The following is a 16,052-nucleotide window of genomic DNA, read 5'->3' on the forward strand; positions in this document are numbered from 1 at the left end:
AAGTTGAGCCTCAAAAGAAAATATATAACTGACGTGGATAAACAAAACCCGCTAGCTAGAGTTAGTGCGGATGATAAATTGTTTAAATCAGCAAGTACGGAAAAGAGAATAATGAAGATAGCCGCAGGAATCGAAGTCATCTTCAAATAAATGTATCTAGAAGCTTCTTCGACATTTTTTGTTTGCCAGTTTTTAAAGCCTTGACCAGATGAAATCTCATGCTCTTGTACCTCTTGGTAAGCAGCAAGCTCTTCTGGGGTGATGTAAAATGGTAAATAGGCCAAATGGTTACTCCTGTAAGCTAAGTTCACTAACACTTGAGTTCAATGAGCTTATGATTGCTACTTGTTTAGTATTGTCTGAAATTGCTGTATAGGTTGCACGTTGTTTTGCACTGTTTTGGAACCAGTACTTACGGCTTAATTTGCTTTCATCATCTAGGATGTACTCTATCTCCAATGCTAAGTAGTCAGTCGAGCCTTTGATGGGTAAATTCAATTTATAAACACTTTGAGAATCTGACGAGCTAGTCAGGGTTTCCAATTCGACTCCTGCGTGCCAAACACCTGATATCAATTCCTCTTCAGTTGCCGCAGTATTTGTTCTGAATTTGATTCCGTTTCTTGCTGCACTAATTGGGAGCTGAATATGTAGTTCAATAGCAGATAACTCTTGTTTCACTGCTGGATATTGGGTTTGTGAATTAGGAGCTACTCGCAGTATCGGCTGTTGATATATTGTTGGTTGTTCCATAATAGTGTGCAAATCAAATAGTGCTTTTTGAACGACTTCTGAATTGTGCATGTTTCTTTCTAATAACACTTCAGAACGACTCCATTTTAATCGATTTGCGCTATAGCCCCAGGGTAAATTATCTAACCACTTCTGGTACCCATCTAGTTTATTCTTGTTCCTAATGTAGTTATTCAGTAGATAAATTGCTGTAGCAGCTGCTATGACAAACATCATCGGCCAACCAAAGGTAAAAGTCGTTGTTAGAGCCCCCGTAGCCCCAAGCACCTGAACAACACTAGTACCTGTTAGCGTTAATAATGAGTAAAAATTGATGCGCTCGAAAATCTGCTCCTGACCTGTGAGGCTATCAATTTTGAACCAAGAACGGTACGCTTCTATACCCGAGGCTAGGGCTCCGAGAGCTCCGGTGATAGCAAGCCATTTATTGAAGACCTTTAGATCATCAATTGCTAGGTTTACATAGCCATCTACTTGATTTGAAACTAGAGACTTTAACGTATTAAAGGATTTTCTTCTGAGCTGGTCATTTCCTTTTACTTGGTTCCACAGTTTACCCGTACGAATCCCCGTCCACGCGTTTGCTGTATAAAAAAGCTTTTGCTGAATATCTAAAAATTCATCTGAGGACATTAACCCTGTGTCTTGAATGCTGCTCATGGCACCACCAAGCGCGATGCAGTTAAATACTAATGCCATAAAGCCTAGACCACCGGCATTCTCGAACAGTTTATTCAAATCATGGAGCTTATTAGTTGCGAGCCGCATTCGCAGTTCGACGGTTTTTTGAGGCAGATCATCGGGTAATACAATACGCTGTGGGTACTCCAATGTAGCCACAGCGAGTGCCTTCTTAATAGTCTTTTTATTTTTTAAAGCTGTTGTGTATTTAGAGTCAGCTTTGCGGTTATTTTTCTGGAAGTCAGCAATGATTGCGTCATTTTTTTCGAGCTTAATCAGATAATCATTTACGCGTGTTTTCCATTTTTTTAAATCGCGAGCGTAACCTTCTTTTATAGTTACTGGCATATTATGTGCCATATGCTCTGCTATAACAGCAAACAAATAATAGCTATGGCGGTTCAGAGGTTTAGCGAAAACAGGCATCAGCATAATCGATGCTTGTGAGGTCAAGCTAACGCCAAACTCTATAACGCCTTTTGCAAGCGCACCTATTGCCGATTTAAAGATAATATCGAGCTCTTGGAAACCTTTGGCGATATCCTTGAGAAAGTCCGTTTCCGCAGTGTTTGGGTTGGAAACAAAGTCCATGATTTTAGAGTACATACTCACACGGTTGCTAGTAGCAGAGATTTGATCCATCAGCTGATTATCAGCATCAGAATTTTCTGAGGCGATCGACTGTTCATTAAGCGCCTCTGTAATATTCTTCTCTATTACTTTAAATAAGCTTCGGCTAAACCCAGAAGCATAGAGAGCAAGTAAACTGGTTGGTTTCTCCCATTGGCTTTCAGCCCATTGGCGGTCTTCTTCTTGCATCACCAGAGTAAATGACTCAACCGCTTGCTTATGGAGTTGATACAAGCTGTACTGCGTGTCTTCACTGTATAGGTCAAAGGTTCTTTCGAGGTGATGGGGCGTTAAGGACTCCATGACTGCTATAAAGTCTCGTTTTACCGAGACAACTTCGGCAAGCATGGTTTCTTTTTGCTCTGACAGCTCCTGCATCTCACTCAGCATTTGCTTCCAGTTGAGCTGCTTGCGCCAACGCTCAGTCGCTATCCATTGCTCGTATTTACCAAATCGGTTTGCGGAAATTCGATATTTGTCCTGTATCGTTTTGGCAATGTCACTTTGAGTATGTTGGTGTGATTCAATCGCTCCAGCGGAAAATTTGGCAGGATAGCCAGATTGAACTGAGCTTTTGTTTTGCTCTGCCAAATCAAGTTGGTGAAAGGAATCATAATACTCAGCCATGTCGGTATAAAACGACAGCTCTTCGCCATTACGCTTAACGCTAGCTGGCATGTCTATCTCGTCACTTGCACCAAACATACATAGTTGCATGGCGGTCTGCATCAAGTTCCACTGGTTTGAAAACTGGTCAGTGAAAAGGCGGTATGGGCTTGCGGCACCAACAAAATGCAGCGACATATCTTGAATGTCTGCGGCGTAATCTTTTATCGCGACGAAGTAACCCGATTCTTCTTCTGGAATCGCAGAGGTTAAATCACTCTCGGCTGCGACAGGTTTAAAGATAGAACCATCTTCATCTGCTTTGGTAGCGATGGCAGAATCCGCAAAGCGACCATCATCGACGGCAGAAGGTTCAATATCAGCCACTTGAGTTAACTTATCGATTGGTGCAATGTTGTGCTGATTCTCGTTTGCAGACAGAACAACAGTTTGCATGCGATCGATATGATTACTCGGATTGTTAAGGACGCGCATGAACATGTTCCATGTCCAGCGGTGTTCAGAGTAACAAATCGATAGCACGCTCCCGTCGTCGTAAGTAAGGAAAGGTTTTACGCCTTCTGGGGTACCACGCTGTTCGGATTCTGGGCTTTCCGACTCTCCCAGCTTGTAGAGCGTGAATTGCGTTCCTTTGATTTCGTATTCGTCTAGGCTTTTGTTGATTGCATCATAGACATACAACCAACCATCGCGAAGCTGACGCAAGGTATAGCCAACGGTATTGAGTTTGGCTGGGCCTTGGCCTTTCCATTCTTCAGGCAAACCAAAGGGTTGTGTTTCTTCTGTCTCTAGCTGATCGATGGCGTAGCGGACAGGGATGAAGTGTGCTGGTAAAGCCTCCGTTGGTTCTTTCTCGGTTTTTAAATTGAGAGGTTCTGGTTCAGACGGCGGTGGCGGATCGATTTTTTTGGTTTCTCCCTCCCAAAACATACTGCGCTCAGGAGGCGAGCCAGCCATGTCATCGGATGCGGTGGTTGGAACGGTATTCAGAGATTTCAACGTGCCATCGCTTTCAAATGCCTGAACAGCTTCTTCGTGGGTATAGCTGTTGTCGTGCCAAAACATCGAAGTTTTTGGAGGAAGTGGATTACTCATCGTCAGCCTATGTTTAAGAGTTTTACTCGATTAGGCAAATATCGCACCAAAATAAAACGAATAAAAATCAGTAGTTTATTTCTTACGTGATTCTGCTTTAACCAAAAAGTTGTTTGTTTTTCCAATAAGTTGGTTGGCGTATACCATTTTTTGTATCGAAAGAGACCAAGTGTGGTTTGAAAGAGCTTGTTCTAAAGAGCAATGATTATCCAGACAAAACAAAAGGGCTCCAGAGTTAACTCTGGAGCCCTTTTTTAGCATTCAAGTTCTATTGAATTAACGACGTTTTGGTTTGCGTTGACCTGCTGGTTTGCCTTGACCTTGAGGGCGACCTTGACCTTGCGAGCCCGTACCGTTTGAGCGATTTTGGTTGTTGCTACCAGGGCGTGAGCCAGAATTTGGACGTTGACCGTTAGCGCCGCCATTACCGCGGTTTTGGTTTCCACGACCTTGTCCATTTGAGCCGCCTTGTGCTTTGCCTGAACCGTTGCGGTGACCAGATGGCTTGCCATCACGTGAGCCACCTTCAGAGCGCTTGTTCAAGTGACCACCGAAGCCTGGTTGGTTCTTGGTGTGTTTGGTTGCAAAACGATTTGCGCCGTGGCGACCAGACTTACGACGTTGCGCTGGTGTCTGTGCATCAATGTCTTCTGCAGGGACTAGACAGGTTGGCTTGTCACCAATCAAGTGCTTTTTACCCATGCTGATCAGTGCTTCACGGATCATCGGCCAGTTAGCTGGATCGTGGTAGCGAAGTAGGGCTTTATGTAGGCGACGTTGACGTTCACCTTTCGCTACTGGCACATCTTCACGTTGCTTGTACTTCACGCGTTTCAGAGGGTTTGTCTCTGAGTAGTACATCGACGTTGCGTTACACATTGGTGATGGGTAGAAGTTCTGTACTTGGTCACATTCGAAGTTGTTCTTCTTCAACCATAGTGCCAAGTTCAGCATGTCTTCATCTTCAGTACCTGGGTGCGCCGAGATGAAGTAAGGGATCAGGTATTGTTTTTTACCCGCTTCCGCGCTGTACTTCTCAAACATCTCTTTAAAGCGGTCGTAAGTACCCATGCCCGGCTTCATCATCAGATCCAGTGGACCTTTCTCTGTGTGCTCTGGTGCAATTTTCAGGTAACCACCGACGTGATGAGTCACAAGCTCTTTGACGTATTCTGGTGATTCAATCGCAAGGTCGTAACGTACGCCAGATGCGATCATGACTTTCTTCACACCTTCTACTTTACGCGCGGCGCGGTAAAGATCGATGGTGTGTTTATGGTCTGTGTTTAGCTTGTTACAGATGCCCGGGAACACGCAAGAAGGACGACGACAGTTTGCTTCTGCTTTCGGATCGCTACAACCAAGACGGTACATGTTTGCTGTTGGGCCACCCAAGTCAGAGATTGTGCCCGTAAAGCCTGGAACTTTGTCGCGGATCTCTTCCAACTCATTAATGATGGACTCTTGCGAACGGTTTTGGATGATACGACCTTCGTGTTCGGTAATTGAACAGAAAGAACAGCCACCAAAACAGCCACGCATGATGTTAACCGAAGTTTTGATCATGTCGTAAGCCGGGATCTTTGCTTTGCCATACATAGGGTGAGGAACACGCGCGTACGATAGGCCGAATACGTAATCCATTTCTTCTGTCGTCAAAGGAATTGGCGCTTGGTTTACCCAAAGCTCACGGTCGCCATGACGTTGCAATAGAGCACGACCCGAATATGGGTTGGTCTCTAAGTGCAGAACACGGCTGGCATGGGCATAAAGAATGCGGTCGTTGTGCAATTTTTCGAAGGCTGGTAGGCGCACCGCTGTGTTCGCTGCATCATGACGTGATGGACGAATCGTGATTGGCTGTGCAACAGGCTCTTCTTTTTTGGTATCGCACTGAGTTTCCACTTCGTATGGGTTCTTTGGTACGAACGCTTCTTTACGAGGTTTCTCAATACGAGAAGAATCGATAACGGTGTAACCTTCTGGTTCAGCTGGTAGGTTAACTGCCGTACCGCGAATATTGGTCATGGTAGAAATATCTTCGCCATCAGCAAGACGGTGAGCCACTTCCACTAGGGCACGTTCTGCGTTACCAAAAAGAAGGATGTCAGCTTTTGCATCGAACAGAACAGAGCGGCGCACTTTATCTGACCAATAATCGTAGTGAGCTACGCGACGTAAGCTAGCTTCGATACCACCAAGAACGATAGGTGTGCCTTTATAGGCTTCACGACAACGTTGCGAGTACACCAACGTTGCACGATCTGGGCGTTTTCCGCCTTCGTTGTTTGGCGTGTAAGCATCATCATGACGAAGTTTTTTGTCCGCTGTGTAACGGTTGATCATGGAGTCCATGTTACCCGCGGTGATTCCGAAGAACAGATTTGGCTTCCCAAGCTGCATGAAAGCGTCTTTGTTGTTCCATTCTGGTTGAGCAATGATACCGACGCGGAAGCCTTGTGCCTCCAACAGACGACCGATGATTGCCATACCAAAGCTCGGGTGGTCCACATACGCGTCACCCGTGACAATGATAATGTCACAACTATCCCATCCTAGGGCATCCATTTCTTTGCGACTGGTCGGCAAGAAAGGTGCCGTACCAAAACACTCAGCCCAGTATTTTTTGTACTCATGAATAGGAGTAATGTCGTTGGTCATATTTTGCTCTCTGTTCCAAGGAGCGCGAATTATAGCGATTTGATGATCAGGTATCTATACCCAACTCTCTTAATCAAGCTTAGTTCAGCCACTTTTATTTCTAGATGAAAATGACTCGCAATTAGAGGTGGGTTTTCTTGTGTTATCTCCTTCTAGCCCTTGTGGTTATTGCCTTTGTCTAAGATTAAAAATTATCGTTACGCAATAGTGTGCTTATGTAAAACTCTTCCTATAATTTAACTAGTGCATACAAATGCATACGTCATTTTGACTCCAAATAATGACTGAATGCGTAGACATTCCAGATTGTGTTTTGACCACTTTGCAATCATAAAAAAACAGCAAAACGCGGCGACACGATGGGAAATCATTAGACAGAGTGAAAGGCTAAAAATAGGGGGCTAGGTAATGAGTGAAGTATTGTCTATTGCACAAGGAGAAGTGCACCCAGCGTCCGGTCAGCATCAAATCATCGAGTGGTCCTATGATATCTACACTCGAGAGTTTGAATGTGACCAACGAGGGATGATGTCCATATTCGGCTTAAAAGAGCCATTAAAAGGGTTGGATGATTTGTTTGACCACATGCTGCTGGGTCAACAGGGGGCTGCGAGGGAGAAAGTTTCTCAAGTAGAGCTTAATGGCGGGCATGGCAGTTTGTCTTGCTGTTTAATGCCCAACGAATCCATGCTGGTTCACGTTGATTTGAGTTTTGAACGTCTTAATGATCATGTGGTTCAAGGTATGGTTATCCCCCAACTCAGTATTACAGGTTGTGAAGAGCTGGCAAAAATTCTCGAAACGATTTTTGATTTGCCAAACGTTGGCATCTTAGTCGCCGATCAGGAAACAAGGATTCTTGGTTGTAATCGAGCCTTTGAGCAGCAAATGGGGTATGAAAATCGTGATATTGTTGGTTTGAAAACCTACATTTTCAGCTCGGACCATCACAGCAAAGCTTTTTATGACGATATCTGGGAACAGATTGATCAAGAAGGTTTCTGGAATGGGAACCTATTGAGCCGCACTGCCAACGGTAGCAATCAAGCGCATCATTTATGTATTTATCGTTTGAACTTCACTTCGGGTCGAACGCTCTTTCTTGGTTTTTCGACGGACATTTCTGCATCGTTATTGTGGATGAAGAAAGCCGGAGAACAACCCCAACAGTGGTCTGCTTTCCTGCCTCCACGTGAAGAGTTCGAATCTCGACTTGCCAAGCTAGTACAAGAAACTGGTAACAAAGAGCTTAATATCGTTATGACTCTGCGTCCTAATTTCTCACCAAAAACCATACTCGAACAACAACTCGGTCTTGCTGATTTTGTGATGCGCAGCCGACACGCGAGTATTGCCGGTCAATTGTCAAAAGATGTGTTTGTGGTGTGTTTGCAAACTCCGCACTGTCAGTGGTTAAGCCCTCTACGTCTGATCCAAATTGCACTAAGAGGCTTCTTTGTTGAACTAAGAAATGAATTAGGAACCAGTATGCATGATGTGATTGTAGAGGGACAAATGGGGGTGTCAGTCCTAGGCTACGATACTAATAACCCAAGACAGGCACTAGTACACGCTGCTCAAGCGATGGTTTCCTCATCTTCTGGGGATAAGAGCTACTTCAATTTTTACAACAGTGAACTGCACGATGAGTTGGTTAAGCGTCATCATTTAGAAGCGTTTTTAAGAACGCAAATTGAGAGTCAGTTGGTTGATGTGTATTACCAACCGATCATTGAAACTCGTAGCGGAAAGGTGGTGAAGTTCGAAGCTTTGGCGCGCTTTTACCACCATAACAAAACCTATGACACGCAAGAAATGATTTCTGTAGTCGAAGACTTGGAGTTGGTCGCCGCTTTGGATGATGTGGTATGCCTAACGGCGCTGAAGCAATTGCCTCATATTCAAAAAGTGTATGGTGAGGATATTGGTTTAACCATTAATCGTTCATTAAATACCAAATTGGATTCGTTGCAAGTATTGCAAAGCTCGTTTGATTTGATCGCTGAAAGTGGAGTAGATCCAAGTCGAATCACTATTGAGCTCACTGAAACGGCTTACTTTGAACAAGACCAAGAACACACCACTGCCCTTGAAGAGCTACGAGGGCAGGGTATTAAGATCGCCATTGATGACTTTGGTACGGGGTACTCTTCGTTTTCTTATCTGGAAAAGGGGCAGTTTGATCTGCTTAAAATCGATCGTAAGTTTGTCAAAGATATCGAAGAGGGGAGCACTAAATACAACATCGTGAAGATGATTACGGAACTGGCACACAAACTTGGCGTTAAAGTCGTTGCCGAAGGCGTTGAATCGGAACAGGAATTACAAGTGCTTGCGAATGTGGGTGTGGATTATATGCAAGGCTTTTTGTTTTCTCAGGCGGTGCCATTGGTGTTACTAGATAAGCCGCAATGCCATCAGAAACGCTTTAAGGACGTCAAGGTTAAGCCAACTCACGACGCTCCTTTGTTGTCATTGAGTCATCGTGACGTTCGTCGCTTAGACCCGGGTGAGCCATTGTCGTTAGCGGTTGAATTTATGAACCTGAGCCCGGATGCGCCGCTCGTAGTCGTGAATGAAAAACGCTGTGTCGGACTGATCACCAAAGAGCAGGTGAACTTGCATTTGACGCCTGCAATGGGGACTGATTTGGAGTCAGAAAGAGAAAACCGCATTTGGAAACGTCCGGTAAACCAAATTATGAACACGGAATTTGAGCAAATAGATGTGAGTATTTCAGTTTCACAAGTTCGCGAGTTGGTCAAAACAGGCAAAAAATTTCCTTGGATTTTATGTAACTCGCAAAATGAATACCGCGGTTTATTGACCCAAGAAGATGTATTGACGTATCTAGCCACGCTCTAGTCGTGGCTTGACCGTAATAAAGCACAGTAGCATGTTGGGTTTAGGTGGTTTGGCGATAGGCGATTTGCTATTATCGCCACCCCAAAATGACTTTTGAGTTTGTATTCAACATGATTCAACAACTGCTGTTAACTTTTCCTCCAATGCTGTTTGGCGCTCAAGCGCTGTTGACGTTGCTTTTGATCAAAGGTGATATTTGTCCTGGTCAACGTGGTCGTCTGCACAAGATGCTGCCATCTATAGGTATTCTTTGGTTGGCAGTAGCGTCGCTTCGTATTGAAGCATTCATGATCGTATTCGCGATTTTCTACTTCTACTCTCAAGTTCAAACTAAGAAGACACGTGAGAAAGGTCCGCTATGGGCGTTGCATCTAGCGAATGGCTTAGCGTTTGCGTATGTGAGTATCCAAGTATTCGAGCAAGCGCATTGGGCGGCTTCTGCGTCAATGGCTGTCATGATTTTCTTTTTGGGGGCAGTATTTGCTCAGTTGCTTCTCGTTATCGCGCGCAGTCGTTTGCAAGCTTTCCACCGCATTTTACCTGTGGCTGGTGTGGTATCGGGTATGTTGCTAGTCGTGCTGACCTTGTTTTCTGCATATCAACTTGATGAAGCAACACTGAACTCAGTCACACAGCATATCTTGGCGTCGCTAGCCATGTTGATCATAGCGATTGTGGTTTGGTGTTGGCACATCTTTACGCACAAAGCACCGAATAAGGCTCAGCTTGCTGCAGCGCTGCTGCTTGCTTTGGCATCCATGACAAGTCTCCAAGGCCTGTTTCTACTTGGCGCGTAAGCTGCTGGGTTATCCTTTCCCCATACAATTTCACAAATGAGCTCGGGATTTAGACCGAGCTCACTTTCAAATCATTCGATTAAGTCTACGCTTTAGTTATAGCCTCTATTTGTTTAGAGCGCGCCTAGACGCATGTGCTCAACAAAACCCTGAGGCTAAATACCTTGTCTTAGAGGAGTGTCGCTATGGACTTAAGCAATGTGAGTAACTGGGACAGCATTATTTTGCTGGGTATCGTCAATGAAAAGCTGCGCTTAGAATGCGACAGTTTCGAAGAGCTGGTTTCTATGTACGAGATGGATGTTGAATCGGTAGTGGGCAAGCTTGATATGCTCGGCTATCAATATGACCCACTTACCAATCAGTTCAAATCTTACGAACGCTAATCTTGTCTCTATATCTGAATCATTAAGCCATCTTGATGCCATCAAGGTGGCTTTTGCATTGTTGGCGTGCCGTGGCAAAGAATGCTTGTAGATAGCGCTTCTCCTTTTCTGAATTTCGTGTTGCGGCAAACAAACGACGCCATAACCCATTACCAAAAGGCTTACTGGTGATGAGCCCTTGGCGCGAAAACTCTGAAATCGCCCAATTAGGCAGTGCGGCAACACCTAATCCTGCTGACACCATTTGCACTAACATCAAAGTATTATCTGCTTGCTTCCACTTCGCAGGTTCAATCCCCGCTGGCTGCAAAAAGTGTTTCACGACATCTAATCTCTGTTTCTGAACCGGGTAGGAGAGCATGGTTTGATCGGCAAGATCTTCTGGTTCAATGATGTCTTTATTGGCAAGCGGATGGCTGGTGGACGTGATCAAACGCATTTCGAAATCAAACAGCGGCTCATAGTGTACTTCTGAGCGTGGTTGAATGTCGGATGTGATCACCAAGTCAAGCTCTCCGGCAAGCAACGCAGGGAGAGGTTCAAAACCAAAACCGGAAGAGAAGTCGAGCGTGACACTTGGCCAGGTAACTTGGTATTCCTTCAACGCAGGCATCAGCCATTGAAAGCAAGAATGGCACTCGATAGCCATATGTAAACGTCCATTGACATCTTCTTTCAAGCTCGCGAGTTCATTCTCTGCTCGGGCGAGTTTGGGTAAAACGTCATCGGCAAGACGAAGTAATATTTCACCTTCGGATGTGAACTTCACTGGGCGTGTTTTACGCAAAAACAACTGACCACCGATGCGAGATTCAAGATCTTTGATTTGGTGAGAAAGAGCGGATTGCGTCAGGTGCAGTGCTGTCGCTGTGGCCGTGAGTGACCCTGTGTCTCGTAACGAGGTCAGAGTGCGTAAGTGTTTCAACTCTATCATGAATCCCATTCATCCTTGTGTTTCTACCATGAGCTTTATTAACTTACCGATAAAAATTGGATATGTAAACGTCTAGACGTCTATTTGTTTTGGGAGATTACGAGTGAGCGCTCTCATTATGAATTTTCCTAATAAACAAGTTGAATAATTGGATGTTGTTCAATTTGCCCCTCAGAGAGATAGTTTTAGCCATCCAGACATCTTGGTGAAATTTAATCTCGATGTACTGACTCAAACATCAGACACTGAAAGAGGAATACGGACATGACAACGACAACGCATATTCTTGGATACCCACGCATTGGCGAAAAGCGCGAGCTGAAGTTTGCACAGGAGAAATACTGGCGAGGAGAAATTGAACAAACTGAGCTTAAACAAGTAGGGGCGACACTTCGTGAAAAGAACTGGGCTACTCAAGCTGAAGCAGGATTGAGCTTCGCGACGGCTGGCGATTTTGCTTGGTATGATCATGTATTGACCACCACTCTGCTGCTAGGGCACACACCAAAGCGCCACGCTAATGGCTTTCCGGATTTAGACACACTATTCAAAGTCGGGCGTGGGCAATCTCAAGCGGGTTGCGGTTGTTCTGGGGCGGCTGCGTCTGATATGACCAAGTGGTTTAATACCAACTATCACTACATTGTGCCGGAGTTCAGCAAAGACGATAGTTTTGAAGTCAGTTGGCCTCAATTGTTCGAAGAGGTGAACGATGCCATAAAACTGGGTCATAACGTGAAACCCGTTTTGTTGGGGCCATTGAGCTACCTGTATTTAGGAAAAGAAATCGAAGAAGATTTTGATCGCCTCACCTTATTGCCAAGATTGCTAACCGCTTATCAAGCGATTCTGTCCAAATTAGCAAATCAAGGCGTCGAATGGATCCAAATCGATGAGCCGATTCTTTCTCTGGAGCTTGAAGAGAAGTGGGGCGACGCATTCAAATTGGCATATCAAGTCATTCGTAGCGATGTCAAAGTTCTACTTACTACCTATTTTGATTCGGTGAGTGATACGTTAGATAAGATTGTCGAATTGCCAGTTGATGGCCTTCATATCGATTTATCCGCGTCGCCTGAGCAGCTTGATGAGGTGGTGGAAAAACTGCCACAAGGCTGGGTACTTTCTGCGGGTGTGGTGAATGGTCGTAATGTATGGCGCTCTGACTTGAGTGCGCAGCGTGAACGTTTGCAACCCGTTAAGGATAAACTTGGTGACAATCTATGGGTAGCCAGCTCTTGCTCACTGTTACACAGCCCTGTGGATTTGGATCTTGAGCCAGCGCTTAGTGATGAAGTTAAAAGTTGGTTTGCGTTTGCCAAACAAAAAGTCACGGAAGTTGCGTTACTTGGTCGTGCGCTCGATGGCGACCACAACGCGATATTGGCGTGTGATACATATAGCCAACCAATTAAAGATCGCAAAACGGCTGCTCATGTCAACAAGCCACATGTACAAGCCCGCTTGAATAGCATCTCAGCATCCTTAACTGAGCGCAGCGCACCCTATGCAGAGCGAGCTGCGCATCAAGCGGAAGTGTTAGGGTTACCTCTACTACCAACGACGACGATTGGTTCCTTCCCTCAAACCAGTGAGATTCGTGTTCAGCGCAGTGCGTTTCGTAGTGGTCAACTTTCGACGGATGACTATCACCAAGCGCTAAAAGGGCACATTGCAGATGCGGTTAGACGTCAAGAAGCCCTCGATCTTGATGTATTAGTGCACGGTGAAGCAGAGCGTAACGATATGGTGGAGTACTTTGCAGAAAACTTAGCAGGGTTCCAGACGACGAAGTTTGGCTGGGTTCAAAGCTACGGTTCTCGTTGCGTTAAGCCTGCTATTGTTGTCGCAGATATTGAACGTGAAAAACCAATCACGGTTGAATGGTCAACTTATGCTCAGTCTTTAACGAATAAGCAAATGAAAGGGATGCTGACAGGACCAGTGACAATTCTATGTTGGACTTTCCCTCGTGAAGATATCACCCGTAAAGCAATTGCTGACCAACTAGCTTTGGCACTGCGCGATGAAGTGTCTGATTTACAACAGGCTGGCATCAATATCATTCAAATTGATGAACCTGCTATCCGTGAAGGTTTGCCACTGAAAAAACGTGACCATAAAGCGTATCTGCGATGGGCTGTCGATGCATTCAAGATCGCGGCGGCAAGCGCTAAACCAGAAACGCAAATTCATACGCACATGTGTTATAGCGAGTTTAATGAAATCATTGATTCTGTTGCCGCGTTAGATGCAGATGTGATTACCATTGAAACTTCGCGCTCGAACATGGAATTGCTCAAAGCGTTCGAAGACTTCAATTACCCTAACGAAATCGGTCCGGGCGTTTACGATATTCACTCGCCGAACATTCCATCGGAAGAATGGATCGAAGAGCTAATCAAGAAAGCGGCAGAGAAGATTCCGGCACAGCGTCTGTGGGTAAATCCTGATTGTGGATTAAAGACGCGTAACTGGCCAGAAACAGAAGCTGCGTTAGCGAATCTAGTCTCCGCGGCGAAAAAGCTACGAGCGGAGCTGGTTTAGTCGTGAAGATTGAGTAGAAACGAAAAAGCGAGGGGATAGCCCCTCGCTTTTGCTTGTTTGTGATTGGATTAAGCTAATCATTCCAACCTTTACTGTGGCTTTTGACTCGCCGTACAGGTTTGTTCTGAAACCAACTCGTCTGCCATCAACTGACCACGAGAATTTCTAATTTTAATGCGGTACATCAAGCCCATATCGATCTGTTCACGCACTGTTGGTGTGTTGCAGTAAGTATAGATACTGGTGTTCAGTACTTGATTTAGTGGTTTTGCACCGAGTGCATCGTCGTTATAGATCATCATCATCTCAACCACATTTTTGTTGGATGATACGCGTAGGATCTTGAGTGGACCGTATTCGAGCGGTAAACCCGCAGAGAGAACGCCTGCACGATTAGATGCCATCAATTCAAGTTGACGCTGTTTATCATCATTCGATGAACAACCCGCCAAGGCACCTAATGCGAGGAAGAGACACAGTAATTTTTTCATAACTTAAAACACTTTTTTGAACGGTTTTACGATCACGTTTTCGTAAACACCCGCCGCAATATAAGGATCCGCATCAGCCCAAGCTTGCGCATCTTCCAAAGATGCGAACTCGGCGATTACGGTCGAGCCAGTAAAGCCCGCCTCACCTGGATTGTCAGAATCGATAGCTGGCATTGGACCGGCGGTCAACAAGCGACCTTCGTCATGAAGCTGTTGCAAGCGCTCAAGATGTTGAGGGCGAACACTCAGACGCTTTTCCAATGAATTCTCGACGTCCTGAGAAAAGATGACGTACCACATAGCATAGTTCCTTAATCGGTGGGGTAAAGCCTTAATTTAACGCCTTTTTTGTACCTCTCACAAGTCAACATAAGAAATTGTGAGCTTCTTCCTAGCATTTCGTCCCTTTCGGGGGCTTTGTTACTTCAGAATTGGGCGAGGCTTACCATGACTGTCGATAGCGACATAGTTAAAGGTGGCATCACAAACCATGAAGCGGTCTTCAACACCATCAACTTTGACTGGTTTTACCCAAACCTCTAGATCAACGCTCATCGAAGTGCGACCAATTTTACTGCATACGCCGTAGCAACATACAACGTCCCCAACGCTAACAGGCTTTTTAAAGGTAATGCTGGAAACTGACACAGTAACAACTCGACCTGAAGATATTTCTTTGGCCAAGATTGCGCCAGCTAAGTCCAACTGAGACATGATCCAACCGCCGAAGATATCGCCGTTGGCATTGGTGTCGGCCGGCATTGCCAAAGTACGAAGCAGTAATTGCCCTTTAGGTGAATGACCTTCTTCACTCATGATGACATCCTAATATTTCTAATATGCAAAAAATGGAGCAAACAACAAAACAGCGACCCTTGGGTCGCTGCGAATAATCAATGTGCGCGGATTATAGCAAAACTGAGTTTTTAATCATCAACCGATACATCGGATGAGTTTTCTTTCTGCTCTTTGTCGTCTTTTGGTAGATGTTTGTAGATATAAAAGCCTGTTGCAATCATATAAACCACTGTCGCAATCAATAAGCCAAACACCTTAAAGTTAACCCATACATCAAGCGGTAAGGTATACGCGATGTAGAGATTGAATACGGCGAAGAAGGAGAAAAAGCCAACCCAAGCCCAGTTTATTTTGTTCCAGACGGCGTCAGGTAGCGTTAATTCTTTGCCTAACATGCCTTTTATAGCGGATTTCCCCATGGCGTGACTTACCGTTAAGCCAACGGCAAACATGACGTAAACGATGGTTACTTTCCATTTAATAAAGTTGTCGTCATGCAGGAAGATGGTCATACCACCGAAGACCGCCACCATAATGAAAGTGACCAGTTGCATCTTTTCCACTTTTTTGTACAAGGCAAATGTTACAACCAACTGGATTGCCGTTGCGACAATCAATGCGCCTGTCGCCACATAAATGTCGTACATCTTGTATAGGGCAAAAAAGATAATCAGAGGGATAAAATCAAGGATTTGCTTCATATGGCAAATACTACCTAGTTGTTGAGTTGAGGACAGTCTAGCGAAATCTGAGGCAAAGTGAACATCTATAGGTCGAAAGGAAAATA

Annotated in this window: 11 protein-coding genes and 1 pseudogene; 4 read left to right on the top strand and 8 right to left on the bottom strand. The window is 44.9% G+C overall.

Annotation, left to right across the window (positions count from 1 at the left end; translation table 11 throughout):
- The 3 genes and pseudogenes from MHO32_RS12515 to MHO32_RS12525 all read right to left on the bottom strand — a co-directional run.
- A pseudogene (locus tag MHO32_RS12515) lies at positions 1-284 on the bottom strand (hypothetical protein); the annotation flags it as partial.
- 4 nt (positions 285-288) lie between these two features.
- Positions 289-3,786 (bottom strand): T6SS effector BTH_I2691 family protein, encoded by a 3,498-nt coding sequence (locus tag MHO32_RS12520; RefSeq protein ID WP_239212349.1) that lies wholly within the window; start codon positions 3,784-3,786, stop codon positions 289-291.
- Between the two features lie 276 nt (positions 3,787-4,062).
- Positions 4,063-6,447 (bottom strand): YgiQ family radical SAM protein, encoded by a 2,385-nt coding sequence (locus tag MHO32_RS12525; RefSeq protein WP_029790933.1) that lies wholly within the window; start codon positions 6,445-6,447, stop codon positions 4,063-4,065.
- Positions 6,448-6,855: 408 nt separating this feature from the next.
- Between MHO32_RS12525 and MHO32_RS12530 the strand changes: the two genes are divergently transcribed.
- The 3 genes from MHO32_RS12530 to MHO32_RS12540 all read left to right on the top strand — a co-directional run bounded on the left by MHO32_RS12530 (position 6,856) and on the right by MHO32_RS12540 (position 10,495).
- Positions 6,856-9,312: an EAL domain-containing protein gene (locus MHO32_RS12530; RefSeq protein WP_239212351.1), complete on the top strand. Its 2,457-nt coding sequence runs from the start codon at positions 6,856-6,858 to the stop codon at positions 9,310-9,312.
- A gap of 86 nt (positions 9,313-9,398) precedes the next feature.
- The gene (locus MHO32_RS12535; RefSeq protein ID WP_017189428.1) at positions 9,399-10,109 is read left to right on the top strand and encodes a hypothetical protein; all 711 of its coding nucleotides are present in this window, start codon (positions 9,399-9,401) and stop codon (positions 10,107-10,109) included.
- A 185-nt stretch (positions 10,110-10,294) separates the two neighbouring features.
- Entirely contained in the window at positions 10,295-10,495 is a 201-nt protein-coding gene (locus MHO32_RS12540; RefSeq protein WP_005445023.1) for a DUF4250 domain-containing protein, read from the top strand.
- 22 nt (positions 10,496-10,517) lie between these two features.
- Here the strand turns inward: MHO32_RS12540 and metR are convergent, their stop codons facing one another.
- Positions 10,518-11,429 carry an HTH-type transcriptional regulator MetR gene (metR, locus tag MHO32_RS12545; RefSeq protein ID WP_005445024.1) on the bottom strand — a complete coding sequence of 304 codons (912 nt, stop codon included), beginning with the start codon at positions 11,427-11,429 and terminating at the stop codon, positions 10,518-10,520.
- Positions 11,430-11,693: 264 nt separating this feature from the next.
- Between metR and metE the strand changes: the two genes are divergently transcribed.
- Complete coding sequence (gene metE / locus MHO32_RS12550; protein WP_239212353.1) at positions 11,694-13,976, top strand: 5-methyltetrahydropteroyltriglutamate--homocysteine S-methyltransferase; 2,283 nt, start codon at positions 11,694-11,696, stop codon at positions 13,974-13,976.
- Positions 13,977-14,065: 89 nt separating this feature from the next.
- Here metE and MHO32_RS12555 read toward each other — a convergent pair whose 3' ends face one another.
- The 4 genes from MHO32_RS12555 to MHO32_RS12570 all read right to left on the bottom strand — a co-directional run bounded on the left by MHO32_RS12555 (position 14,066) and on the right by MHO32_RS12570 (position 15,966).
- A complete protein-coding gene (locus MHO32_RS12555; RefSeq protein WP_005445026.1) occupies positions 14,066-14,467 on the bottom strand; it encodes a GspS/AspS pilotin family protein in 402 nt (133 codons plus the stop codon).
- A 3-nt stretch (positions 14,468-14,470) separates the two neighbouring features.
- Positions 14,471-14,767: a YciI family protein gene (locus tag MHO32_RS12560; RefSeq protein ID WP_005445027.1), complete on the bottom strand. Its 297-nt coding sequence runs from the start codon at positions 14,765-14,767 to the stop codon at positions 14,471-14,473.
- A 120-nt stretch (positions 14,768-14,887) separates the two neighbouring features.
- Positions 14,888-15,283 carry an acyl-CoA thioester hydrolase YciA gene (gene yciA / locus MHO32_RS12565; protein ID WP_239212355.1) on the bottom strand — a complete coding sequence of 132 codons (396 nt, stop codon included), beginning with the start codon at positions 15,281-15,283 and terminating at the stop codon, positions 14,888-14,890.
- Positions 15,284-15,393: 110 nt separating this feature from the next.
- The gene (locus MHO32_RS12570; RefSeq protein WP_005445030.1) at positions 15,394-15,966 is read right to left on the bottom strand and encodes a septation protein A; all 573 of its coding nucleotides are present in this window, start codon (positions 15,964-15,966) and stop codon (positions 15,394-15,396) included.
- Between the last annotated feature and the right edge of the window lie 86 nt (positions 15,967-16,052).

The sequence above is a fragment of the Vibrio sp. MMH1-50 genome (genome assembly GCF_022347645.1).
Classification (GTDB): Bacteria; Pseudomonadota; Gammaproteobacteria; order Enterobacterales; family Vibrionaceae; genus Vibrio; species Vibrio harveyi.

Excerpts from the sequence above, each read along its gene's own strand:
- metE (WP_239212353.1), top strand. The coding sequence starts at position 11,694 with ATGACAACGACAACGCATATTCTTGGATACCCACGCATTGGCGAAAAG.
- MHO32_RS12535 (WP_017189428.1), top strand. The coding sequence starts at position 9,399 with ATGACTTTTGAGTTTGTATTCAACATGATTCAACAACTGCTGTTAACT.
- MHO32_RS12555 (WP_005445026.1), bottom strand. The coding sequence starts at position 14,467 with ATGAAAAAATTACTGTGTCTCTTCCTCGCATTAGGTGCCTTGGCGGGT.
- yciA (WP_239212355.1), bottom strand. The coding sequence starts at position 15,283 with ATGAGTGAAGAAGGTCATTCACCTAAAGGGCAATTACTGCTTCGTACT.
- MHO32_RS12570 (WP_005445030.1), bottom strand. The coding sequence starts at position 15,966 with ATGAAGCAAATCCTTGATTTTATCCCTCTGATTATCTTTTTTGCCCTA.
- MHO32_RS12530 (WP_239212351.1), top strand. The coding sequence starts at position 6,856 with ATGAGTGAAGTATTGTCTATTGCACAAGGAGAAGTGCACCCAGCGTCC.
- MHO32_RS12525 (WP_029790933.1), bottom strand. The coding sequence starts at position 6,447 with ATGACCAACGACATTACTCCTATTCATGAGTACAAAAAATACTGGGCT.
- MHO32_RS12520 (WP_239212349.1), bottom strand. The coding sequence starts at position 3,786 with ATGAGTAATCCACTTCCTCCAAAAACTTCGATGTTTTGGCACGACAAC.
- MHO32_RS12540 (WP_005445023.1), top strand. The coding sequence starts at position 10,295 with ATGGACTTAAGCAATGTGAGTAACTGGGACAGCATTATTTTGCTGGGT.
- metR (WP_005445024.1), bottom strand. The coding sequence starts at position 11,429 with ATGATAGAGTTGAAACACTTACGCACTCTGACCTCGTTACGAGACACA.
- MHO32_RS12560 (WP_005445027.1), bottom strand. The coding sequence starts at position 14,767 with ATGTGGTACGTCATCTTTTCTCAGGACGTCGAGAATTCATTGGAAAAG.